Origin of the sequence: Nocardia huaxiensis (assembly GCF_013744875.1) — a bacterium.
Lineage (GTDB): Bacteria > Actinomycetota > Actinomycetes > Mycobacteriales > Mycobacteriaceae > Nocardia > Nocardia huaxiensis.
In genome coordinates this window covers 482940-503838 of record NZ_CP059399.1, presented here as the reverse complement: position 1 = coordinate 503838, position 20899 = coordinate 482940, and the positions used below count along the sequence as shown (strand labels likewise).

Sequence of the window (20899 nt, the reverse complement as noted above, 5' to 3'; positions counted from 1 at the left end):
CGGCGCGCCGGACCCGGGCGAGCAGCGAAACCGCTTCCTTCGCTTCAGCGGAAGGAGGAGAGCATGGTGCGGGCCAGGTCGGCTACCCCGCTGCAACCCGAAAGCCCCATGGAGGCATCGAAATCCGCGAGCAGGGTGCGCAGGGCGTGGCGGGCGCCGTCGCGGCCGGCGAGGCCGAGGCCGTATACCCAGGGGCGGCCGTAGAGGACGGCTTTCGCGCCGAGGGACAGGGCGATCATGACGTCGGAGCCGGTGCGGACGCCGGAGTCGAAGAGGACTTCGGCGCGGTCGCCGACGGTGGCCACGATGGTGGGCAGGGCGTCGAGGGCGGCGACGGAGCCGTCGACCTGGCGGCCGCCGTGATTGCTCACGATCACCGCGTCCGCGCCCGCGTCGACCACCTGGCGGGCGTCGTCGGGATGCAGCACGCCCTTCACCGCGATGGGCAGATCGGTCCAATCCCGCAGGCGCGCAATGTCTGCGGGCCGCAGGTCGTGATTGCCGAACAGCCCGATCCAGGTGAGGACGGCCATGCGCATGGCGTCCTCGCTCTCCTCGGGCGGGGAGGGGAGTTTGGCGCGGAACACCGGATCGGACAGGTAGTTGGCGATGCCCTTGCCCTGGAGGAACGGCAGATGCCCGAGTTGCAGATCGCGGGGCCGCCAACCCAGGCTCGGGGTGTCGGCGGTGACGACAATGGCCTTGGCCCCGGACTTTTCGGCGCGCTCCACGAACGAGCGCGCGAGTTCGGTGTCGCTGGGCCAGTACAGCTGATACCACCAGTCCCCCGCCGCCGCACCGACCTCCTCGATGGTGGAGGAGGCGGCGGTGGACAGCACCATCCCGATGCCGAGTTCCCGCGTCACCTCCGCGATGACCGTTTCGCCGCGTTCGTGCAGCAGCCCGAGCACGCCGACCGGCGCGGTGAGAATCGGCGCCGCGAACCGCGTTCCGAGGATTTCGACCGAAAGATCCCGTGCGCCCGGCGCACTCGTGCCGCGCAGCACGCGCGGCAGCAGCCGATACTTCTCGAAAGCGGTGACATTGGCGGTGGCGGTCCGCTCCGCCGACGCGCTGCCCGCCACATACGCGTAGGCCGCCGGTTCCAGCACTTCCCGCGCCCGAGCTTCCAGTCCCGCCGCCGTCATCGGCAGCGAGGGCACGGCGCCCGCGAGCCCGCTGAGATAGATCTCGTTCTGGAAGTCGGCGAAACTGCTCATCCCTCTGACGCTAATGGCTGCGACGCGGGCGCGGAGGGAGACGGATTTCTTTCTGCCGTCGAATTATCCGGAAAATCTCCAGCGACCGAATCGCCGCGCCGGGAGATTCAGCGGCGACGCGAATCCGTGGCGCGAACCCGCACCAGCGTGCGCGGAGAGTGGGCGGCCACCGAACCGGAAACGGCCATGACTGTCATGATGCTCAGGGCGGCCAGAGTGATCACGATACCGATCATCGGAAAGTCCTTTCTCGTGTCCGCCCTCCACCATTGCCGGGAAAGCTGACAGGATGCTGTGCCCTGGCTGTTATTCACCCTTGGGAGCCCGTGGGCAAAACGCATGGTCCACCCCGTCGGCAACAGTAATCGGTGTGGTGCGGACGTACGCTCGTTTTCATGTATGCGGTGACACTCGACGGTTTCGGCGGGCCCGAGGTCATGCGGTGGGAGCAGGTCGCGGACCTGCCCGCGCCCGGACCGGGTGAAGTGGTGATCGAGGTGGCGGCGGCCGGGGTGAACCGCGCGGACCTGCTGCAACGGCTGGGGTTCTATCCTCCGCCGCCGGGGGCGAGCACGACGCTCGGGCTCGAATGCGCGGGTGTGGTGGCGGAAGTCGGTGCCGGAGTGCGGGATTGGCGGCCGGGCGACCGAGTGTGCGCGCTGCTGTCCGGTGGCGGTTACGCGGAGCGGGTGGTGGTGCCGGAGTCGCAGGTGCTGCCGATTCCGGAGGGGATCAGCGAGGTGCAGGCTGCGGGGTTGCCGGAGGTGGCGGCCACGGTCTGGTCGAATCTGGTGATGACGGCGGGGTTGCACAGCGGGCAGTTGCTGTTGATTCACGGCGGCGGCAGCGGCATCGGGACACATGCCATTCAGATCGCGCGGGTGCTGGGTGCGCGGGTCGCGGTGACCGCCGGTTCCCAGTACAAACTGGACCGATGCCATGAATTGGGCGCGACCGTGCTGATCAATTACCGGGAGCACGATTTCGTCACCACGCTGCACAGCGAATATCCGGGTGTGGACATCATTCTCGACAATATGGGCGCGAAGTACCTGGAGCGGAATGTGGAGGCGCTCGCCGAGGACGGGCACCTGGTGATCATCGGCATGCAGGGCGGGGTGAAGGCGGAGCTGAATCTGGCTGCGCTGCTTGCCAAGCGGGGGTCCATCCACGCCACCAACCTGCGCCGGCGTCCGGAGCACGGGCCGGGGTCGAAGGCCGCGATCATCACCGAGCTGCGGCGGCACGTGTGGCCGCTCATCTCCGATGGCACGGTGCAGCCGGTGATCTCGGCGGATCTGCCGATCACCGACGTCTCGAAGGCGCACGAACTGCTCGACGCCCCCGAGACGGTCGGCAAGGTGGTGCTGCGGATCGACTAGGAGTCGAGCGCGGCGAGCGCCCGGCCCAGCTGGTCGATCTCGAATTTGGTTGTGTAGGGCGCGAGTCCGATGGTGACCGCGCCGCCCTCGTCGTTCACGCCGAGCGCGTCGAGCAGGCGGCTGCCGCCGTGCGATCCGCTCAGCGTGCCGATGCGGGCGTCGGCCAGTTTGGCCGAGACCTTCTCGGCCTGCATTCCGGAGATGGTGAAGCTGACGGTCGGGATGCGGGTGGAGGCGCGGCCGATGACGGTCAGGTTGGGGATGGTGTCGAGGACCGACATGAGGTGCTCGAAGAGCTGATCGTGGTAGTCCTGCAACGAGGTGATCGAGACCTCGAGGCGTTCGCGGCGGGTGCCGGTGGCGCGTTCGTCGAGTCCGGCCAGGTAGTCGATCGAGGTGGTGAGCCCGGCCAGCAGCGCGTACTGGTGGCCGCCGACCTCCAGGCGTTCCGCCCCCTTGGCGTAGGGGTTCAGCGACATGGACGGGATCCGGTCCAGGAACGCGGGATCGCGGAAGACCAGCGCGCCGATCTGCGGCCCGCCCCAGGCGGGTGCGCTCAGCGCGATCACATCGGCATTGAGTTCGTCGATGTCGATGAGCGCGTACGGCGCGGCGCCGAAGCAGTCGGCGACCAGTAAACCGCCGACCTCGTGCACCCGGTCCGCGGCGACTCGCACCGCCGGCGCGGAGCCGACGATCGGGGACGCGGCGGTCAAGGCGACCAGCCGGGCGGTGGGACCGATGAGTTCCTCGAACTGCCAGGCCGGCATTTCGCAGGTCTCGATCTCCACTTCCGCCCAGCGCACGTGTGCGCCATAGCGATTCGCGATCCGTAGCCACGGCGCGACATTGGCTTCGTCATCCAGGCGCGACAGCACGATCCCGGTGCCCAGCCCCAACCGGGAACTCAGCGATTCGGCCAGCCAGGCCAGCAGTACCGCTCGGTCCGGGCCCAGTACCACGCCCGCCGGATCGCCACCGACCAGATCGGCGACCGCCTCGCGAGCGGCCTCCAGGATCGCGGCCGAGCGCTTGGCGGCGCCGTGCCGATTGGTGTGCGAGAAGGCGGAAGTACGGAAACCTGTTGAAACGGCCCGTGATACCGAATCCGGGACCAGCATGCCCGCTTGCGGGTCGAGATGGATCCAGCCGTCGCCCAGGGACGGTATGAGGCCCCGCACCCTTGCGACGTCGTAAGTCATGTGGGCCACTCTAAGGCAGCGGCCGAGCGCGCGTAACGCTGGCTGTGAGACATGATGGTGTACATGACGCAATCGGATGGGGCACCGGAATCCATTGTCGTGATCGGACCCGAAGGTAAGCCGCTGATCATTCCCGCTGGGGCACAGGCGGGTGGCGCCGATGAGCCGATCGCACTCACCGGACAGGTTGTCGGCGAGGAAAATTCGGGTGAATCAGGCGAAAAGGAAGAATCGCTCGCCGATATGGTGGAGCAGCCCGCGAAGGTCATGCGTATCGGCACCATGATCAAACAGCTGCTCGAAGAGGTCCGGCACGCACCGCTCGACGACGCCAGCCGTACACGATTGCGGGAAATACACCGCACCTCCATTCGTGAGCTCGAACAGGGACTCGCACCCGAACTTCGTGAAGAGTTGGAACGCCTCGCGCTCCCCTTCAGCGAGGAGACCATTCCCTCCGACGCGGAACTGCGCATCGCCCAGGCCCAGCTCGTCGGCTGGCTGGAGGGCCTCTTCCACGGCATCCAGACCGCCCTGTTCGCGCAGCAGATGGCGGCGCGCGCCCAACTCGAGCAGATGCGCCAGGCCCTCCCGCCGGGCGCGAGCCATATCGATCCGCGCCAGCCGGGCGGGTCGTCCGGCAGCGGTCAATACCTCTGAAGTCGCCACACCTCCGTCATCCCGGCGCGCTTACGCCCGGGTTGGCGGCAGGTTCCTGCCGCAACGGCTCGGCTATTAGATAGGGTCGGGTCCGTGCCTGCTGCTGCCCCTCCCGACTCGGCCACGGCCGAAGTGCGACCGGATGACGCTCCGGTGCCACTAGTGTCGGACTCCCAGACTTTCCGTCGTGCGTGGAAGGACTTCCGCGACGGGTTCAGCCAGCGTGAGCTGTGGCTATCGCTCGGGTGGCAGGACATCAAGCAGCGGTATCGGCGGTCCGTGCTCGGGCCGTTCTGGATCACCATCGCCACCGGATTGCAGGCGGCGGCGATGGGCGTCCTCTACGCGACGCTGCTCGATCAGCCGCTGACCGACTACCTCCCGTACGTGACGGTCGGCCTGATCGTGTGGGGCGTCATCTCGGCCAGCATCCTCGAGGGCTCGGATGTGTTCATCGCCAACGAGGGCCTGATCAAACAGCTGCCGTCGGCATTGAGCGTGCACGTGTACCGCCTGGTGTGGCGGCAGTTCCTGTTCTTCCTGCACAACATGGCGATCTACGTCGTCATGCTGGCGGCGTTCGGGGTGTGGAAACACCTGAGTTTCACGGTGCTGCTGGCGATTCCGGGCATTCTGCTGCTGTTCGCCAACGCCATGTGGGTGTCGATCGCGTTCGGCATCTTCAGCACCCGGTACCGGGATCTCGCGCCGATCCTGTCCAGCACCACGCTCATGCTGTTCGTGCTCACCCCGGTCATGTGGAGCACCAAGGCACTGCACGATCAGGGCGGCGCGGTGAGCGAGCGGGCGAAGCTGGTCGAGCTGGTGCCGACCTTCCACTACCTGGAGATCGTGCGCGCACCCCTGCTCGGCGATCCCATCGCGCTGCGCAGCTGGGTGATCGTGCTGGCCATCACCGTGGTCGGCTGGGCGGTCGCGATCCTGGCCATGAAGCAGTTCCGTTCCCGCGTCCCATACTGGGTGTAGAGGCGATATGACCGAGCATGTGAGTATCGAAGCCCAGGACGCTTGGGTGGAATTCCCGATCTTCGACGCGAAATCGCGATCGTTGAAGAAGGCGTTTCTCGGCAAGGCGGGCGGCGCCATCGGACGCAATCAGTCCGATGTGGTGGTCGTGGAGGCGCTGCGCGAGATCAACCTGTCGCTGCAGGAAGGCGACCGGATCGGACTCGTCGGCCACAATGGCGCGGGCAAATCCACGCTGCTGCGGCTGCTTTCGGGAATCTACGAACCCACGCGCGGCAGCACGCGCATTCGCGGGCGCGTCGCACCGGTGTTCGATCTCGGCGTCGGCATGGACCCGGAGATCTCCGGCTACGACAACATCATCATTCGCGGACTGTTCCTCGGACAGACCCGCAAGCAGATGCTCGCCAAAATCGACGAGATCGCCGAATTCACCGAGCTGGGTGAATATTTGGCGATGCCGCTGCGCACCTACTCGACCGGTATGCGGGTGCGCCTGGCCATGGGTGTGGTCACCTCCATCGACCCCGAGATCCTGCTGCTGGACGAGGGCATCGGCGCGGTCGACGCGGAATTCATGAAAAAGGCACGGATTCGTTTGCAGGAATTGGTGTCTCGATCGGGCATTCTGGTGTTCGCCAGCCATTCCAACGAATTCCTCGCGCAGCTGTGCGATTCGGCCCTGTGGATCGACCACGGCCGGGTGCGCATGCACGGCGGCATCGAGGAGGTCGTGCGAGCCTACGAGGGCCCGGAGGCGGGTGATCACGTGGCGCAGGTGCTGCGGGATCTGGAACGTGAGAAGGAACCGGAACGGAACCCCGCATGACCGAGAGCACTCCGCACTACGGCGACGACGCGCGCATTGTCGCGATCGTCGTCACCCATAAACGCCGTGAACTGCTGGCCGAATCGCTGAAGGTGCTGGCTTCGCAGACGCGGCCCATCGACCATCTCATCGTGGTGGACAACGGCAATGAGCCGGAGGTGGGCGAGCTGGTCAAGCAGCAGCCCATGGAAACCACCTATCTCGGCTCCGAGCACAATCTCGGCGGCGCGGGCGGTTTCGCGCTCGGCATGCTGCACGCGCTCACCATGGGCGCGGACTGGGTGTGGCTGGCCGACGACGACGGCCGGCCCGACGGCCCGGAAGTGCTTGCCACGCTGTTCGATTGCGCCAAACGGCATCAGCTGGTCGAGGTGTCGCCGGTGGTCGCCGACATCGACGATCCGGACCGGCTGGCCTTCCCGCTGCGCCGCGGCGTGGTGTGGCGGCGGCTGCGGTCGGAACTCGGCGACGAGGACTTCCTGCCCGGCATCGCCTCGCTGTTCAATGGCGCACTGGTGTCCGCGGAGGCCGTCGACGTGATCGGCGTGCCGGACCTGCGGCTGTTCGTGCGCGGCGACGAGGTGGAAGTACACCGCCGCCTGGTGCGTTCGGGCCTGCCGTTCGGCACCTGCCTGCAGACCGCGTACCTGCACCCGAACGGGTCGGAGGAGTTCAAGCCGATCCTCGGCGGGCGCATGCACACCCAGTACCCGGACGATCCGGTGAAGCGGTACTTCACCTACCGCAATCGCGGCTATCTGATGGCGCAGCCCGGTATGCGGAAGCTGTTGCCGCAGGAGCTGGCTCGCTTCGGCTGGTTCTTCCTACTACAGCAGAAGGACCCGGCCGGCTTCATCGAATGGCTGCGGCTGCAGCGCCTGGGCCGGCGCGAACAGTTCCGCAAGCCGGACGCGAACGCCGCCAAGAAGTAGGCCGAATTAAATAGGTTGCGACGGCACCGCCCTCCCTGAGAAGGTGGTGCCGTTGTTGTTCGGAGCGACGGCCCTCGGGCGGTCCCGGGAGAGATGAGGAGGTGGAGACGTGTTGAAGAACCTGCGGATTGTCGTGTCCGCGCGAGTTTTCGCGCCGCGTCCATCCACCTCGAACTTCCTGCGCTGAGTCCCTGAGACGGGCTCGGCCCGACAAAGGACTCTTCCATCATGTCTCTGGTCGATTTCGACCTGCTCGCTCCCTACGGCTGGAACTCCGCCGTAGCGGCCGAATACCTTCCCCTGCTCGGTGATTCGCATATTCCTGCTCGCGTGATCCGGATGGATCGCAGCGAATGCGATGTCGCCGCACCACTGCCGACAGCCGACTATCAGAGTCGGCTGTCGGCGGCGGTGATCCGCGCCAAATGCCCGCGCTCGGACTCCGAGATCAGCGGCCTGTGCACGGGTGACTGGGTGGCCATCGACGCCAATCGCACTGTGGTGCAGCTCTTCCCGCGCCGGACCGCGATCGTGCGGGCCGCCGTGTCGGGGCATTCGGATTCGAAGGCCAAGTCCGCCAATCAAGTTCTGGCGACGAATGTCGATGTCGTGCTGGTGTGCACGGCCGGCGACGGGGATGTGGATCTCGGGCGGATCGAGCGGCTGCTCGCCCTCGCCTGGGAATCCGGGGCCCAGCCGGTGGTGGTGTTGACCAAAGCCGATCTGGCGCCGGATCTTTCGCTCGACACCGTGCGGGCGGTCGCGCCGGGGGCGGCCGTCGTGGCGGTGAGCGCGTCCAGCGGATACGGCATGGAGGTGCTGGAAGCGCTGCTGGACGGCACCGTCGCACTGATCGGGCCGTCCGGTGCGGGCAAATCCACGCTCGCCAACGCACTGCTCGGCTCGGAAGTGTTCGCCACCAATGCGGTTCGCGTGGGCGACAAGCGCGGGCGGCACACCACCGTGCACCGGGAACTGCGCCCGCTGCCGGGCGGCGGCACGCTCATCGACACTCCGGGGCTGCGATCGGTGGGGCTGTGGGATGCGTCCGAGGGCATCGAACGCACCTTCAGCGATATCGAATCCATTGCCGCGCACTGCCGTTTCGGCGACTGTGCGCACGAGACCGAACCGGGCTGCGCGGTGCGGGAGGCCATCGAGTCGGGGGCGCTGCCGCAACGCCGGTTCGACAGCTACCGCAAGCTGCACCGCGAGAACGAGTGGATGGCCTCGCGCACCGACAACCGCGTGCGCGCGGAGCGGGAGAAGGCACGCAAGGACATCACCAAGTTCCAGCGGCAGATCTACCGGGAACGAGGAGGGAAGCGGCGATGAGCACGGAATCGATGAACCTCGCCACGGCACCCGCACGGACCGCCTCGGCACCGGTGTGGGTGAGCCCCCGCACCCTGCTGTCCACGGTCATGGCCCGAGTGTTCGCACCCGTGGACATGAGCCCGGCGGCCGGAATCGACGGGCCACTACTGTCGGTGTGGTGCAACCGGCTGAACCGCTGACCAGGTCCCGGTCCGGCGAGCGTGACTCGCCGGACCGGGATCTGTCGCCGTCGGACCTCGAGGGCACTGTGATCGGCAAGGCCGACCGGTCAGCGCACGAGGCTGACCGACCGAGCTGGATCGGAGGGCGGCTGCGGAGCTTGCCCAGGTCCATCGCCTGTCTGGCGGTGGGCCCGGCGACCGGACTACCAGCGCTGTTCCCCTCGGTGGCCATGCTCCTCGAGGGGACGTTCAGTGTTCGGCAGGTCGATGCCGAGAGTGGATCGTCCGCATGAGTGTGCTGCGGTGGGCCGGAGGCCGGCTGCGGGAGCTGCCCGGGGCCATCGCGTATCTGGTGGTCGGCGGGTTGACCGGGGTGCTGGCGCTGGTGGCGGCTGTCGTGCTGACGTTCGTGGGGGCGGCCAGCCTGGGTTTGGTGGGCATCCCTGCGATTCCCGAGGCGATCCGGCTGACGCGGTTCGTTCCGCGCCTGGAGCGCAAGCGCGCCGCGGCCCGGCTCGGCGAGCCGATCGACACGGTGTACCAGCCGTTCACCGGCGGGCTGCGGCAGCGACTGGCGACCGCGTTCGGGGATCCCGCGAATGTGCGGGACGTCGGCTGGATCTATGTGCACGGGCTGCTCGGCATGGTGCTCGCACTCTTCGCGGTGGCGCTGCCGGTCAGCACGCTCGTCCAGCTGCTGGTTCCGCTCTACTGGAAGCTGCTGCCATCGGGCACCATCGACAACTACGGCTTCGCGGTCGACTCGTGGGCCACGGCCCGGCTCAGCGCGCTGATCAGCATTCCACTCGCCATGCTGACCCTGCAGCTGCCGGTGGTCGCACGCTGGCAGGCCCACACCGCGAAGACGGTTCTCGGCCCCTCCGAGGAAGCGCTGAAGGTCCGCGTGGCCGAACTGACCGCGACCCGGGCGGCGGCATTGGACGCGCACGGCGCGGAACTGCGGCGCATCGAACGGGATCTGCACGACGGCGCGCAGGCCCGCATCGCCGCGGTCATCATGCAGCTCGGGCTGGCCGAGCAACTGCGCCAACAGGATCCGGAGGCGGCCGACAATCTGATTCGCAAGGCCCAGGACACCGCCACGACCGCACTGGCCGAACTGCGCGACCTGGTCCGCAGCGTCTATCCCCCGGTGCTCGCGGACCTCGGTCTGGCAAGTGCGGTTTCGGCGCTCGCAGCGCGGTCCCCGATCCCCTGCGTACTCGAAATCGACGGGTGCGAGATCGCTGGGGACTCCCGGCGGGATATGAACGCACACCCTCGTCATCCCGGCGCGCTTCTTGGCCGGGATCCACACGGGCAGCGCATGACCTCAACGGTGGATCCCGGCCAAAGGCATGCCGGGATGACGGGGGCGGGATCACACGGACCTTACGATCCAATGGTGGCTGGGCTCAGGCGGCGGCCCGCTGCGGTGGAGGCGGCGGCGTATTTCGTGATCGCCGAGGCAATCACCAATGCCACCAAACACTCTGGGGCGGCGAACCTTTCGGTTGCCATCAGCGGAGCGGCCGAGCTGTTGACGGTGGAGGTGCGCGATGACGGTACCGGTGCGGCACGGGAGGTCGAGGGCGGTGGGCTCGCGGGGATTCGCAGGCGGGCCGAGGCGTTGGACGGGCGGATGATGCTCAGCAGTCCGGAAGGTGGTCCTACTGTGGTGCGGGTGGAGTTGCCGTGCGGGTCGTGATTGCCGAGGATGATGCCCTTTTGCGGGAGGGGCTGGTGCTGTTGTTGCAAACCTCGGGGATCGAGGTGGTGGCGGCGGTCGACAATGCCGATGATTTTCTGCGGGTGGTGACGGGTGAGCGGCCCGATGCGGTGGTGATGGATGTGCGGATGCCGCCGACCAATACCGATGACGGATTGCGGGCCGCGGTGCGCGCCAGGGAGATTCATCCGGGCCTGCCGGTGCTCATCCTGTCGTCGTGGGTGGAGGATCGGTATGCGGCGGAGCTGCTCGGGGACGGGGCGGGCGGGGTGGGGTATCTGCTGAAGGAGCGGGTCGGGAAGGTGGATCGGTTCCTGGATTCGCTGCGGCGGGTCGCGGCGGGCGGGACGGCCATGGATCCCGAGGTGATCTCGCAGTTGCTGGTGCGGCGGAAGGCCGATGATCCGCTCAGCGGGCTGACCGCGCGGGAGCGGGAGGTGCTGGCGCTCATGGCCGAAGGGCTCGGCAATGCGACCATCGCCGAGCGCCTCGTGGTGTCCGAAGGCGCTGTGCTGAAACACATTCGGAGCATTTTCGCCAAGCTGGGACTGCACGCGGACGATGCGGGGCATCGGCGGGTGCTGGCCGTGCTGGCCTATCTCAATGCCTGATCAGTCGGCCTGGCAGGTGAGGTCGGTGGCCGGGAGGGCGCCGTCGCGCAGGTAGGAGTTCACGGCGGCGTAGGTGCAGGTGTTCGGGTAGCGGCCGAAAATGTAGTGGATGGCCACGTTTTCGAGGGTCACCATGCGGGATGCGGTGAGCGCCTTGTGCATTCCGACCGCGTTCGAGTAGGTGGTGCGGGTGTCGCCGGTGGACTGCACGATCAGGGCCGGCACCGCATTGTTCACCACCGTGGTGGCTTCGATGGGCGGAGCCCAGAAGGCGCAGGGCGTGATGTTGTTGGCGAAGGCCCCGAAGACCGGTTCGGTCGCACGCGCGGCCTCGATATTGCGCCAGTACCAGGTGGGGTCGCGCTCCACCGCCTTGTCACCGCACATGATGGCCATCTGCGACGAGTTGTCCTCGGGGTCGGCCCGCAGCACGAACTTCAGCTCCGCGAGCAGCTTCGGATCCACCTGCACCGCTTTGCCTTCGGCGGCGTCGGCGAGCTGGCGCATGTTGCCGGCCACGGTCGCGTAATTGCGCGGGTCATCGAGCCCGGTGAACATGATCATGGGTAGCCAGTGGTCGTCGACCTCCATGCCCTCGATCCGGATGGGCTGCACGGCGGCCTTGCGAATGAGCTCGAGGATGCTGGTGCGCACCTGGTCGCGGGTGCTGCCGAAGCGGTACTCGGCGTCGTGCGCGGCGGTCCACTCCGCCCAGGTTTCGAAGACGGCCTCGTTCGCCGGGCCCATGTCGCGCACCATGTCGACCGCGCCGTAACGAGCCGGGTCGACCGAACTGTCCAGCACGATGCGGTCGCTGCGCTCCGGGAACATCTGCGTGTAGACCGCGCCCAGATAGGTGCCGTAGGAGGTGCCGAAGAAGCTGGTGCGGTTCTCACCCAGCGCACCGCGGATGACATCCAGGTCGCGGGCGGTATTGCGAGTCGTGATGTGCCGCAGCCGATCTCCCTCGGCGGTGGCGCAGCGGGCGGCCAGATCCGCCTGGTAGGCCACGGATTCGGCGTAGCTCGCGGCATCCACGCCGGCGGATTGCAGGCCGAATCCGCCCGGCCAGTGGCAGTTCACCGGTGTCGAGCGGCCGACGCCGCGCGGGTCCATGCCGATGAGGTCGTATTGCGCGCGCACGTCCGGTGTCATGGCGGCCCCGAAATCGATCGGGAAGTCCAGGCCCGCGCCGCCCGGCCCGCCCGGGTTCGACAGCATGATGCCGCGCCGCTGCGCCGGGTCCGGGGACGCGAAGCGGGAGATGGCCACGGTCATGGTGCGGCCACCGGGATCGGAATAGTCCAGCGGGACGGTGACTTCGGCGCACCGCGCGCCCGCCTCGTCGAGTTTCGGGTCCTCGCAGGACTTCCAGTCGAGCTGCTGGGAGTAGTAGCGGTCCAGGCCCGGGTCACCGGCGGAGCGGTCGGCGTCGGCCGTCGCGGCCAGGGTCGCGGCGGCCAGTCCAGCGGCGGTCACGGCAATCATGCCCAGTGTCAGCGCTTTTCCGCTGCGCACAGCTGTTCCTCTCGTTCGTGGAGCATGGTCATCGGGTGCGGCCCGGTCGTCGCCGACGGGCCGATCGTTCACTGCGGGTTCGTCGGGCACGGCAGCCGCTCACTCACACAGTGCGGCGTCGAGGACCTGCTGCACGATCTTGCTGCTCTCCTCGGTGCCCTGGAGCTGGTTGACGGTCACCACGACCGCGGTGCCGTCGGGGGCGACGCTGTTGCGGGTTCCGAAGCCCATGATGCTGCCGCCGTGGCCCCAGACCTCTGTGCCGCACGAGGTGGTGTGGCGGATGAGGGCCAGACCGTAGTCGTCGCCGGGCATGCGGTCGAAGGGGACGGTCTTCTTCATCTCGGCGAGCTGGGCGGCGGGCACGAGTTTGCCGTCGAGCAGGGCTTTGAAGAACGTGTTGAGGTCGGCGGGGGTGGCGATCATGTCGCCGGCGGCATCGGCCCAGGAGACGTCCATCTCGGTGTAATCGACTCGCTTGCCGTCGATTTCGTGATAGCCGCGCGGGTGCGGGCCGCGGATGCCGGTTTCCCGGGAGCCGGGGCTGTAGGTGTCGCGCAGGCCGAGCGGGGTGAGAATGCGGGTCTGGATCTCGTCGATGTAGGTCCGGCCGGTGACGCGTTCGATGAGCATGCCGAGCAGGATGTAGTTGGTGTTGGTGTAGACGCTCTTCGCGCCGGGCTCGAACTGCGGGGGCAGGGTCAGCGCGGAGCGCACCAGCTCGGCCGGCGTGTAGTGCACGAGCCGGGCCTGCTCCGAACCCGGTTCCACGCGTGGTGAATTCGGGTCGGGAGCGTAGCCGGGATCGCCGACGATCAGGTATTCGGGCAGGCCGCTGGTGTGCTGGAGCAGCTGCCGCACGGTGATGCGGTTGCCGTCGTTGCCATTGCCGGTGATCACGCCCGGCAGGTATGTCTCGACGGGTGCGTCCAACTGCACCTTGCCTTCGGCGACCAGCTGCATGAGGACGGTGGCGACGAAGGTCTTGGTATTGCTGCCGATTCGGACCTGGGAGTGCTCGGGGATGGGTGCGCCGGTGCCGAGGTCGCCGACGCCCGCGCTCAGGGTGCGGTGGCCCTTGGGGCCGTCGATCACCACCTGGATGCCCGGGAATCCGGCGCGCACGGCCTCGTCCATGGTTCGGGTGAGGGTGGTCGGCGCGGCGGTCTCGGAGTCGTCTGCGGTGCAGGCCGCTGCGGCAAGGGTGGCTGCCGCCACGCCGAGGGCGGCCAGCACGGTACGGCCACGGTGGCGTCGGAATGCGGTCATGTGCGAGCGTTCCTCCTGTTCAGGCCGGGTTTTCCGGCGCTTTCGAGCCTAGGAACGCGCGGGCTTCCCGCCTATGCCGCGCGCACCCGAATCCGGGGTGGTGGCCGACCGACGTCGGAGGTAGTGCCTGCACTACCTCTGTGACTTTCTATGAAACTAGTTGCATATAGAACGCCACGGGCCTAATGTCCGGTTGAGCGGGTTTCACCCCACACATCCGCATCCGCGCGGATGATCGGAATCAGGGTGGAAGCAGCAGAACAGGAGCTGAACCGATGACGGAAGCACTGAAGCCACTGGCCGGGCGGACCATGATCATGTCGGGTGGCAGTCGCGGAATCGGGCTGGAGATCGCCCGGCGCGCGGCGGCCGACGGCGCGAACATCACCCTGATCGCGAAAACCGATCTGCCGCATCCGAAATTGCCCGGCACCATCCACACCGCCGCGGCGGAACTTGAGCAGGCCGGCGGCTCGGTCCTCAAGATCGTCGGCGATATTCGCGACGACGAGGCCGTGGCGGACGCGGTGCGCCAGACGGTGGAGCGGTTCGGCGGCATCGACATGGTGGTCAACAATGCGTCGGCCATCGACCTGTCCCCCACCGAACTGCTGCCGATGAAGAAGTACGACCTCATGCAGGACATCAACTGCCGCGGCAGTTTCCTGCTGTCGAAGCTGAGCATTCCGGCCCTGAAGGAGTCGGCGGAGGCGGGGCGCAATCCGCACATCCTCACGCTCTCGCCGCCGTTGAACCTGGACCCGAAATGGGCGGGCGCGTCACTGGGCTACACCATCGCCAAGTACGGAATGTCGCTCACCACACTGGGTTTGGCGGAGGAACTGCGCAAGTACGGCATCGGCGTGAACTCGCTGTGGCCGCGCACCACCATCGCCACCGCGGCGGTGGAGAACCTGCTCGGCGGCAAGGAGATGATCTCCACCTCGCGCACCCCCGACATCTACGCCGATGCCGCGTACCTGGTGCTGACCTCCCCGGCCAAGGACAACTCCGGCAATTTCTTCATCGACGACGAAGTCCTCGCGGCGCACGGCATCACCGATCTCGATCGGTACCGGGTCACCCCGGGTGACGGCCCGCTCACCACCGACCTGTTCCTGTGAGTCAGGCGGGCAGGGCCGGATAGTCGGTGTAGCCCGTGGCGTCGCCGCCGTAGAAGGTGGCCCGGTCGGCGGTGTTGAACGGGCCACCCGCGCGCAGCCGGGCGGGCAGATCCGGATTCGCCAGGAAGAGTTGGCCGAAGGCGATCAGGTCGGCGGTGCCGTCCTCGATCAGGGCCAGGTCTTGCGGGCCGGTCGGGCGGTCGCCGGTGGCGGGGTTGAGGATGAAGACGCCGCCGAAGCGGTGGCGCAGGTCGACGGTCAACTGCCGGTCGCCGGCCTCCATGAGGTGCAGGTAGGCCAGGCCGAGCGGGCTGATGGCATCGACCAGCGCCTCGTAGGTCGCCCGCGGGGCGGGCTCGCTGATGTCGTTGAGCGGGGCTCCGGGCGAGATGCGCAATCCGGTTCGGGCCGCGCCGATTTCGGCGGCGACGGCCGAGACCACCGCGGTGGCGAAGCGGATGCGGCCGGTGCTGTCGCCGCCCCATTCGTCCTGGCGCTGATTGGAATTCGGGGCCAGGAACTGGTGGATGAGGTAGCCGTTGGCGCCGTGCAGCTCCACGCCGTCGAAGCCGGCGTCGACGGCATTGCGCGCCGCTGTCGCGAAATCCTGGATGGTGCCGCGGATTTGGTCGGCGGTCAGCTCGTCGGGAACGACGAACTCCTGCATGCCCTCCGGGGTGAAGACCTGGCCCTGCGCGGCGACCGGGGACGGTGCGACGGGGCGCAGGCCCGCGGGCAGCAGCACCGGGTGGCCGACGCGGCCGGTGTGCATGAGCTGGGCGAAGATTCGGCCGCCGCGCTCGTGCACGGCGTCGGTGACCTTCCGCCAGGCGGCGACCTGTTCGAGGCTGTGCAGGCCGGGTGTGAAGGGATAGCCCTGGCCGACCGGTGCGGGCTGGATGCCCTCGGTGACGATGAGTCCGGCCGTCGCGCGCTGTGCGTAGTATTCCGCGGTCAGGTCCGAGACCAGGCCGCCGTAGGCGCGGCTGCGGGTCATCGGGGCCATGGCGATGCGGCTGGCGAGCGTGGTGCCGCCCACGGTGATGGGGTCGAATGCGGTGGTCATGATCGCCTCCGAGCTATAGTTGGCTGGCCAAGTAATGGTCTGCAGCCACCATAGGACATTATTTGGCTAGCCAACAAAATGGCATCGATCACATCGAGAGAGGACGCCGTGACCACCGATCCACAGGCCGAAGGCGAACTCAGCCATGCCATCTCACGCGTCGCGCGGCTGCATCGCGGGACGGCCGGGCAGCTGCTGCGGGAGATGGGGCTCTACCCCGGGCAGGAGTTGCTGCTCATGCGGCTGTGGGAGGCCGGGCCGCAGCGGCAGACCGAGCTGATCCAGCTGCTCGGGCTGGATCCGTCCACCGTCACCCGCATGGTGCAGCGGCTGGAACAAGCCGGCTTCGTCACGCGGCGGCCGCATCCGGAGGATCGGCGCGCGGTGCTGGTGGAGTCCTCGGATGCGGGAAACGCGCTGCGGGACAAGGTTGGTGACATGTGGGGGCGGCTCGAGAAGCGCACCGTGGCGGGACTGTCCGAGCGGGAAAGACGTGAGCTGGCAAGACTGCTCGCGCGCGTCGAGAGCAATCTCGGCGGCCCGTGACGGATACCGCCGCCGGGTGGAAGTTCCGTCAGCGCACCGAAAGCGCTTCGCGCTCAGCGAGTTCCTTCAGGGTGAGCAACTGCTTGCGCATCATGAAGAAGTCACCGAAGGCCAGTGGCGCGGCAATCAGGCCAGGACCCGAGAAACACACGCGGACATGCAGCCGGGAACCTGGGCCGACGACATACGGACGCACCGAGTAGGTGACCGCGACCGTGTCCGCGCGCAGCGTGATCTGTACGCCGGGCGTGAAGTTCACCAGGTCGAACACGCCCATGAAACGTTGTCCCACAGCGAGATCGGTCAGCTCGGGGCTACGGGTACGGGGCCTACGGCGCAGGGGTGCACCGAGCAGCCAGGTCACGTCGAGCAGTTCGTAACTGTAGGAAGCCACCCGCAGCTGACAGCACCAGTCGAAGACGGTTTCCGCCGGGGCATCGACCGAGATCGCCCGGTCGCAGACCAGGACACTGCCGGAAAGCTCACTGTCGCAGGGCAGTTCGGCGAGCAGTTCGTCGGGGCGAGCGCCCCAGACCTGTCCGGGAATCATGAGCGCCGCTCCGTTCGGGCGAGCTTCTCGGCGGCAACGCCTATGCGGCGCACCATGTCCCGGACGATGAGGGCGTGGCCACCGCTGCCGACCACCAGGGCGCGGTAGATGCGGCCACCGAGTCCGGGGAAGGCTCCATAGCTGTCGGCGACCAAGCGGGTGTGCCCGGAGTCGACTTCCTCGAGGGTGAAGGTGAGGGCGTACCGGGAGAACCGGTGCTGCCCCTCGGCGGCCAGTCGTTTCGGCGGGTCGGCCTCGTCGAGACTGAATCCGTGCGGGAGTGTGTTGAGATCATCCGGGTTCTTGCAGGTTGTGCGCAGCAGGGCGGTCCATGTGTGCGCACGGTCGGCGGCTACTAATCTGGAATGCTGATCGATATAGGGCAAACGCTCCATATAGAAGGACTGTACTAGTTCATGGCACCTCCCCGGAAGCACGACACCGACGTGATCCTCGACGCAGCGCGGACCCTGGTCCTCACCGAAGGCCCCAGGGCGGCCAGCGTCGCCGCCATCGCCGCGGCCAGCGGGGCACCCGTGGGCACGCTTTACCACCGCTTCGGCAACCGCAACGGCGTGCTGTCGGCGGCATGGGTACGCGCACTGGAACGATTCCAAGCCCTGGTCCTGAGCGCGGCGGAGACGGAGGACCCGATCGAGGCGGCCGTGGGCATGAGCGCGGCCTCGCTCACCTTCGGCCGGGACTTCCCGGACGACGCGAAACTCCTGCTGAACCTGCGCCCCAACGATCTGCTCGACGGCGGACCCGACACCGAGTTCCGGGAACGCCTCAACCACATGAACGCGCCGCTGATCGAACAGGTGCAGCGGGTGGCGCGGGCGGCGTACGGCAGCGCCGGCGCACGGGAGATGGAGGCGGTCGCCCGCGCCGTCGTGGATCTGCCCTATGCGACGCTGCGCCGCCACGCCCACACCGGGGAGCTCCCCGAATGGCTGGACGCGGACCTGGTTGCCGCCACACGCGCCCTGCTGGCATCCCCACTAGCGCCGTGAGCATCGATCGAAAACAAGTCCCCGGTCATCCCGGCGCGCTTCTTGGCCGGGATCCACACAGCGGGGCGCGCATATTCCAGTGTGGATCCCGGCCAAAAGCATGCCGGGATGACGAGGGACGGGTGCGCAGCGGTATTCGGAGAGACCGGCGTCAGTCGCGGGGGTCGATGCCGTAGAGGCGTTCCCAGTTCTCGCGGCTGGTGAGTTCGGGGGCGGCGGCGCGCCAGCGCTGTTGCAGAGTGGGCAGTTCCTTGCGGAGCTGCTTGAGCACCTTGTAGGCGCGGCGGAGCAGGCGGCGGGCGGTTTCCTTGTCCCGCTTGCGGATTCGCACGCCGGACTGGGAGGCATCGGTCACCACGACGTGGTCGAACAGCGCGATGTGCCACCAGTGCGCGTCCTCGCGGGTGATGCCGACGACGCCCGGAATGGTGCGGCCGGTCCACTGGGTGAGGGCGCGCTTGAGCAGGATGAGCAGCGGGCGGCTGGGTTCACCGCCGGCGCGACGCAGATGCACGTGCGCGTTCACGACCGGGGCGGTGGCCGCCGGATGCTTGACGGTCTCCGGGTAGTCCGAGCGCGAGGTGCGGGCCTTGGCGAGCGCTTCGATACCGCCGTCGCGCAGGGCTTCCGGGCCGCGCAGGTAGTCCTCGATGCCCTGCAGGGTGGTGTGCGCGAGACCGTACTGCATGCCCACGAGGTATTCCGCGATTTCCCGGAAGAGCTGGCGGGTAATGGCTTTCGGATCGAGATCGGCGTGCAGGGAGGAGACGATGAGCGAGTTGCGCGAGGAGAAGTAGCGCGCCCAGTCGTCGAAATCCTTCCAGTAGAAGTCCGCGTGCCACACCGCCGCATTCGGCAGAGTGACTGTGACGAAACCGTTTTCGCGAGCACGCAGCCCGTATTCGACATCGTCCCACTGGAAGAAGATGGGCACCGGCAGCCCGATCTTCTTCACCACTTCGGCGGGGATGAGGCAGGTCCACCAGGCGTTGTAACCGGCGTCGACGCGCCGTTCCTGGTTCTTCTTCAGCATGCTGGTGTTGCGCAGCGCCTTCGGCACCTTCTGGCCGTGCCGCAGTTTGGCCAGATCCGTTTCCTCCGCACCGACATTCAGATAGTCGGGGTTGAAAAGGAACAGCATCTGCGCACCGACCAGCGTCGGTTCGACGGTGAGGTTCGCGAAGGCGTTCAACCGCAGCACGGTCTCCGGCTCGCACAGGATGTCGTCGTCCATGAGGATGACGTCGGCGTGCTCGTTGGCGGCCGACACCTCGTACAGGCCGCGCGTGAAGCCGCCCGCGCCACCGAGATTCGGCTGCCGGATGTAGCGCAGCTTGTCACCGAACTTCGGCGCGGTCTCGGTGAACAGCGGCCGGTCCTGCACCAGGTCGGTGCCCTGGTCGACCACGTACACGGCGTCGATGAGCCCGAGCACGGTCGGATCGGAGGCCAGCGCCGCCACCGTGTTCGCGCAGTCCTCGGCCCGGTTGAACGTGCAGATGGCAATGGCCACCGGTCGCACGTGATCGGGTGCGGCGGCCGACCATTCCAGGTCGCTGATGGTGACATCGCCACCGACGGCGTCGAATTCGAGCCACAGCGCGCCGCCGTCGATGAACATGTCGAGCTTGGCCTTGAGCACCACGCGCCCGGTCTCGCGGACCTGGGCGGTATCGGAAACCCGCCGGTGCCCGGCGATGTCGGAGGCCGCCAGGCGCACCTTCACCTTGCCCGTGGTCTCCAGGGTCATGGCGACCTCGACCTCGGTGACATGGGTCCAGCGCTGCCAGTAGCTGGCCGCGAACCGCCCGAAGTAGGTGTTGGTGTGCGCGGAGGAGCCCTTCTCCAGCCGCAGCGACATGCGTTCCCGGTGGGACTTGCCCTTGACCACCGCGTACAGCTCCGGGCTGATCCGCGGTGCGGGACCGGTGAACACTCCGCGGGCCAGCACCAGCCGCTCGGGCGCGGCGTGGTCCGCGCGCAGCGTCGCGGGGGCTCCGGCGGACTGCCGGTCATTGATTTCGGTCACGGCTTGTCCAGCCGACGCATCCATGAATCCCTCGACATCCTTCGATACAAGAACAGATACCGGCACACCCGATGTGGACGCACACCCACACTCTCGCTCGGCCGGGGCGAGGATATCAATCTGCTCGGTTCGCGGCAGAGTTAACCCGGACTACCCCTGTTGTTCGCGCGTGCCGGTGAACACGAATTTGCCATAGGCCCAGAATCGGAACACCATTGCGACCGCTTGGCCCACGAACACGCCGGAGATGTTGTCCGCCAACGGACTGTCGAGTCCGAGCACGTAGCGGGAGAATCCGAGACAGCTCAATTGCAGGCCGATGGCCATCAGATTGATCACCGCGTAGACCAGAATTCCGCGGCCGTCGCCGGAGTCCTCATGATCGTTGTAGGTCCACCACTTGTTGCCGAAATAGGTGACCACGGTGGCGGCCGCGATGGAAATGGCCTTGGCCGGAACCGGGTGGTCGCCGAGCGGTCCGTGACCGCCCCAGAACACCAGCGCGTTGTAGGCGCCCATGTCGACGGCCAGCCCGACGAGCCCCACCACGAGGAACGCGCCACCCTTGCGCAACAGGGCGCGGACCTTGTCGATCAGGGATGTTCCCGGCTCGGTCACAGCGGACTCACTCGCAGACACTCGCCCGACGGTACCGGAGTCCGTGAGCGACAACGGCCGGGGAACGGGTACCCTCCCCGTGTTCGTATTCGCCTTCCGATCAGAGGATTGACCG

Annotated in this window: 22 protein-coding genes; 12 read left to right on the top strand and 10 right to left on the bottom strand. The window is 67.5% G+C overall.

The window, feature by feature from the left end; translation table 11 throughout:
* Nucleotides 1-44: 44 nt before the first annotated feature.
* Both H0264_RS02265 and H0264_RS38945 read right to left on the bottom strand, forming a co-directional pair.
* Complete coding sequence (locus tag H0264_RS02265; RefSeq protein ID WP_181582425.1) at nt 45-1220, bottom strand: lactate 2-monooxygenase; 1176 nt, start codon at nt 1218-1220, stop codon at nt 45-47.
* Between the two features lie 107 nt (nt 1221-1327).
* The gene (locus H0264_RS38945) at nt 1328-1456 is read right to left on the bottom strand and encodes a hypothetical protein (RefSeq protein ID WP_276313959.1); all 129 of its coding nucleotides are present in this window, start codon (nt 1454-1456) and stop codon (nt 1328-1330) included.
* 159 nt (nt 1457-1615) lie between these two features.
* Here H0264_RS38945 and H0264_RS02260 point away from each other — a divergent pair, with 159 nt between their 5' ends.
* Nucleotides 1616-2602 carry an NAD(P)H-quinone oxidoreductase gene (locus tag H0264_RS02260; RefSeq protein WP_181582424.1) on the top strand — a complete coding sequence of 329 codons (987 nt, stop codon included), beginning with the start codon at nt 1616-1618 and terminating at the stop codon, nt 2600-2602.
* Here H0264_RS02260 and H0264_RS02255 read toward each other — a convergent pair.
* Entirely contained in the window at nt 2599-3804 is a 1206-nt protein-coding gene (locus tag H0264_RS02255; RefSeq protein WP_181582423.1) for a cysteine desulfurase-like protein, read from the bottom strand. The genes H0264_RS02260 and H0264_RS02255 overlap by 4 nt on opposite strands.
* 63 nt (nt 3805-3867) lie before the next feature.
* Here H0264_RS02255 and H0264_RS02250 point away from each other — a divergent pair, with 63 nt between their 5' ends.
* From H0264_RS02250 to H0264_RS02210, 8 genes are all read left to right on the top strand, one after another.
* The gene (locus H0264_RS02250; RefSeq protein ID WP_181582422.1) at nt 3868-4464 is read left to right on the top strand and encodes a bacterial proteasome activator family protein; all 597 of its coding nucleotides are present in this window, start codon (nt 3868-3870) and stop codon (nt 4462-4464) included.
* Nucleotides 4465-4617: 153 nt separating this feature from the next.
* Entirely contained in the window at nt 4618-5451 is an 834-nt protein-coding gene (gene wzm / locus H0264_RS02245; protein WP_231083849.1) for a galactan export ABC transporter permease subunit Wzm/RfbD, read from the top strand.
* 7 nt (nt 5452-5458) lie between these two features.
* The gene (wzt, locus tag H0264_RS02240; protein ID WP_181582421.1) at nt 5459-6280 is read left to right on the top strand and encodes a galactan export ABC transporter ATP-binding subunit Wzt/RfbE; all 822 of its coding nucleotides are present in this window, start codon (nt 5459-5461) and stop codon (nt 6278-6280) included.
* The gene (gene glfT1 / locus H0264_RS02235; RefSeq protein ID WP_181582420.1) at nt 6277-7212 is read left to right on the top strand and encodes a galactofuranosyltransferase GlfT1; all 936 of its coding nucleotides are present in this window, start codon (nt 6277-6279) and stop codon (nt 7210-7212) included. The genes wzt and glfT1 overlap by 4 nt, the downstream gene beginning before the upstream one ends.
* A 228-nt stretch (nt 7213-7440) precedes the next feature.
* Nucleotides 7441-8547, top strand: coding sequence for a ribosome small subunit-dependent GTPase A (rsgA, locus tag H0264_RS02230; protein WP_181582419.1), 1107 nt, complete (start codon nt 7441-7443; stop codon nt 8545-8547).
* Entirely contained in the window at nt 8544-8729 is a 186-nt protein-coding gene (locus tag H0264_RS02225) for a hypothetical protein (RefSeq protein WP_181582418.1), read from the top strand. Before rsgA ends, H0264_RS02225 begins: the two co-directional genes overlap by 4 nt.
* A gap of 271 nt (nt 8730-9000) precedes the next feature.
* The gene (locus H0264_RS02220; RefSeq protein WP_231083848.1) at nt 9001-10419 is read left to right on the top strand and encodes a sensor histidine kinase; all 1419 of its coding nucleotides are present in this window, start codon (nt 9001-9003) and stop codon (nt 10417-10419) included.
* Nucleotides 10407-11051, top strand: coding sequence for a response regulator (locus H0264_RS02210; protein WP_181582417.1), 645 nt, complete (start codon nt 10407-10409; stop codon nt 11049-11051). The genes H0264_RS02220 and H0264_RS02210 overlap by 13 nt, the downstream gene beginning before the upstream one ends.
* Here the strand turns inward: H0264_RS02210 and H0264_RS02205 are convergent, their stop codons facing one another.
* Together H0264_RS02205 and H0264_RS02200 are read right to left on the bottom strand one after the other, a co-directional pair.
* Complete coding sequence (locus H0264_RS02205; protein WP_244976089.1) at nt 11052-12569, bottom strand: alpha/beta fold hydrolase; 1518 nt, start codon at nt 12567-12569, stop codon at nt 11052-11054.
* Nucleotides 12570-12668: 99 nt separating this feature from the next.
* Complete coding sequence (locus H0264_RS02200) at nt 12669-13838, bottom strand: serine hydrolase domain-containing protein (RefSeq protein WP_181582416.1); 1170 nt, start codon at nt 13836-13838, stop codon at nt 12669-12671.
* A 275-nt stretch (nt 13839-14113) separates the two neighbouring features.
* Between H0264_RS02200 and H0264_RS02195 the strand changes: the two genes are divergently transcribed.
* Complete coding sequence (locus tag H0264_RS02195; protein WP_181582415.1) at nt 14114-14962, top strand: SDR family oxidoreductase; 849 nt, start codon at nt 14114-14116, stop codon at nt 14960-14962.
* A 1-nt stretch (nt 14963) separates the two neighbouring features.
* On the opposite strand, the gene H0264_RS02190 is transcribed toward H0264_RS02195, so the two are convergent.
* Nucleotides 14964-16028: an alkene reductase gene (locus tag H0264_RS02190; protein ID WP_181582414.1), complete on the bottom strand. Its 1065-nt coding sequence runs from the start codon at nt 16026-16028 to the stop codon at nt 14964-14966.
* Between the two features lie 108 nt (nt 16029-16136).
* On the opposite strand from H0264_RS02190, the gene H0264_RS02185 reads away from it, so the two are divergent.
* Entirely contained in the window at nt 16137-16574 is a 438-nt protein-coding gene (locus H0264_RS02185) for a MarR family winged helix-turn-helix transcriptional regulator (RefSeq protein ID WP_220139934.1), read from the top strand.
* A 28-nt stretch (nt 16575-16602) separates the two neighbouring features.
* Here H0264_RS02185 and H0264_RS02180 read toward each other — a convergent pair whose 3' ends face one another.
* Nucleotides 16603-17124, bottom strand: a complete 522-nt coding sequence (locus tag H0264_RS02180; protein ID WP_181582412.1) for a hypothetical protein — start codon at nt 17122-17124, stop codon at nt 16603-16605.
* On the bottom strand, nt 17121-17519 hold the full coding sequence (locus H0264_RS02175) for a hypothetical protein (RefSeq protein ID WP_181582411.1): 399 nt from the start codon (nt 17517-17519) through the stop codon (nt 17121-17123). Before H0264_RS02175 ends, H0264_RS02180 begins: the two co-directional genes overlap by 4 nt.
* A 21-nt stretch (nt 17520-17540) precedes the next feature.
* Here H0264_RS02175 and H0264_RS02170 point away from each other — a divergent pair, with 21 nt between their 5' ends.
* Entirely contained in the window at nt 17541-18137 is a 597-nt protein-coding gene (locus tag H0264_RS02170) for a TetR/AcrR family transcriptional regulator (protein ID WP_181582410.1), read from the top strand.
* Nucleotides 18138-18288: 151 nt separating this feature from the next.
* On the opposite strand, the gene H0264_RS02165 is transcribed toward H0264_RS02170, so the two are convergent.
* Complete coding sequence (locus tag H0264_RS02165; protein WP_181582409.1) at nt 18289-20190, bottom strand: glycosyltransferase; 1902 nt, start codon at nt 20188-20190, stop codon at nt 18289-18291.
* A 126-nt stretch (nt 20191-20316) separates the two neighbouring features.
* Nucleotides 20317-20805, bottom strand: coding sequence for a GtrA family protein (locus tag H0264_RS02160; protein ID WP_231083842.1), 489 nt, complete (start codon nt 20803-20805; stop codon nt 20317-20319).
* Between the last annotated feature and the right edge of the window lie 94 nt (nt 20806-20899).

Excerpts from the sequence above, each read along its gene's own strand:
- H0264_RS02265 (WP_181582425.1), bottom strand. The coding sequence starts at position 1,220 with ATGAGCAGTTTCGCCGACTTCCAGAACGAGATCTATCTCAGCGGGCTC.
- H0264_RS38945 (WP_276313959.1), bottom strand. The coding sequence starts at position 1,456 with ATGATCGGTATCGTGATCACTCTGGCCGCCCTGAGCATCATGACAGTC.
- H0264_RS02260 (WP_181582424.1), top strand. The coding sequence starts at position 1,616 with ATGTATGCGGTGACACTCGACGGTTTCGGCGGGCCCGAGGTCATGCGG.
- H0264_RS02255 (WP_181582423.1), bottom strand. The coding sequence starts at position 3,804 with ATGACTTACGACGTCGCAAGGGTGCGGGGCCTCATACCGTCCCTGGGC.
- H0264_RS02250 (WP_181582422.1), top strand. The coding sequence starts at position 3,868 with ATGACGCAATCGGATGGGGCACCGGAATCCATTGTCGTGATCGGACCC.
- wzt (WP_181582421.1), top strand. The coding sequence starts at position 5,459 with ATGACCGAGCATGTGAGTATCGAAGCCCAGGACGCTTGGGTGGAATTC.
- glfT1 (WP_181582420.1), top strand. The coding sequence starts at position 6,277 with ATGACCGAGAGCACTCCGCACTACGGCGACGACGCGCGCATTGTCGCG.
- rsgA (WP_181582419.1), top strand. The coding sequence starts at position 7,441 with ATGTCTCTGGTCGATTTCGACCTGCTCGCTCCCTACGGCTGGAACTCC.
- H0264_RS02225 (WP_181582418.1), top strand. The coding sequence starts at position 8,544 with ATGAGCACGGAATCGATGAACCTCGCCACGGCACCCGCACGGACCGCC.
- H0264_RS02220 (WP_231083848.1), top strand. The coding sequence starts at position 9,001 with ATGAGTGTGCTGCGGTGGGCCGGAGGCCGGCTGCGGGAGCTGCCCGGG.
- H0264_RS02200 (WP_181582416.1), bottom strand. The coding sequence starts at position 13,838 with ATGACCGCATTCCGACGCCACCGTGGCCGTACCGTGCTGGCCGCCCTC.
- H0264_RS02195 (WP_181582415.1), top strand. The coding sequence starts at position 14,114 with ATGACGGAAGCACTGAAGCCACTGGCCGGGCGGACCATGATCATGTCG.
- H0264_RS02190 (WP_181582414.1), bottom strand. The coding sequence starts at position 16,028 with ATGACCACCGCATTCGACCCCATCACCGTGGGCGGCACCACGCTCGCC.
- H0264_RS02180 (WP_181582412.1), bottom strand. The coding sequence starts at position 17,124 with ATGATTCCCGGACAGGTCTGGGGCGCTCGCCCCGACGAACTGCTCGCC.
- H0264_RS02175 (WP_181582411.1), bottom strand. The coding sequence starts at position 17,519 with ATGGAGCGTTTGCCCTATATCGATCAGCATTCCAGATTAGTAGCCGCC.
- H0264_RS02170 (WP_181582410.1), top strand. The coding sequence starts at position 17,541 with ATGGCACCTCCCCGGAAGCACGACACCGACGTGATCCTCGACGCAGCG.
- H0264_RS02165 (WP_181582409.1), bottom strand. The coding sequence starts at position 20,190 with ATGGATGCGTCGGCTGGACAAGCCGTGACCGAAATCAATGACCGGCAG.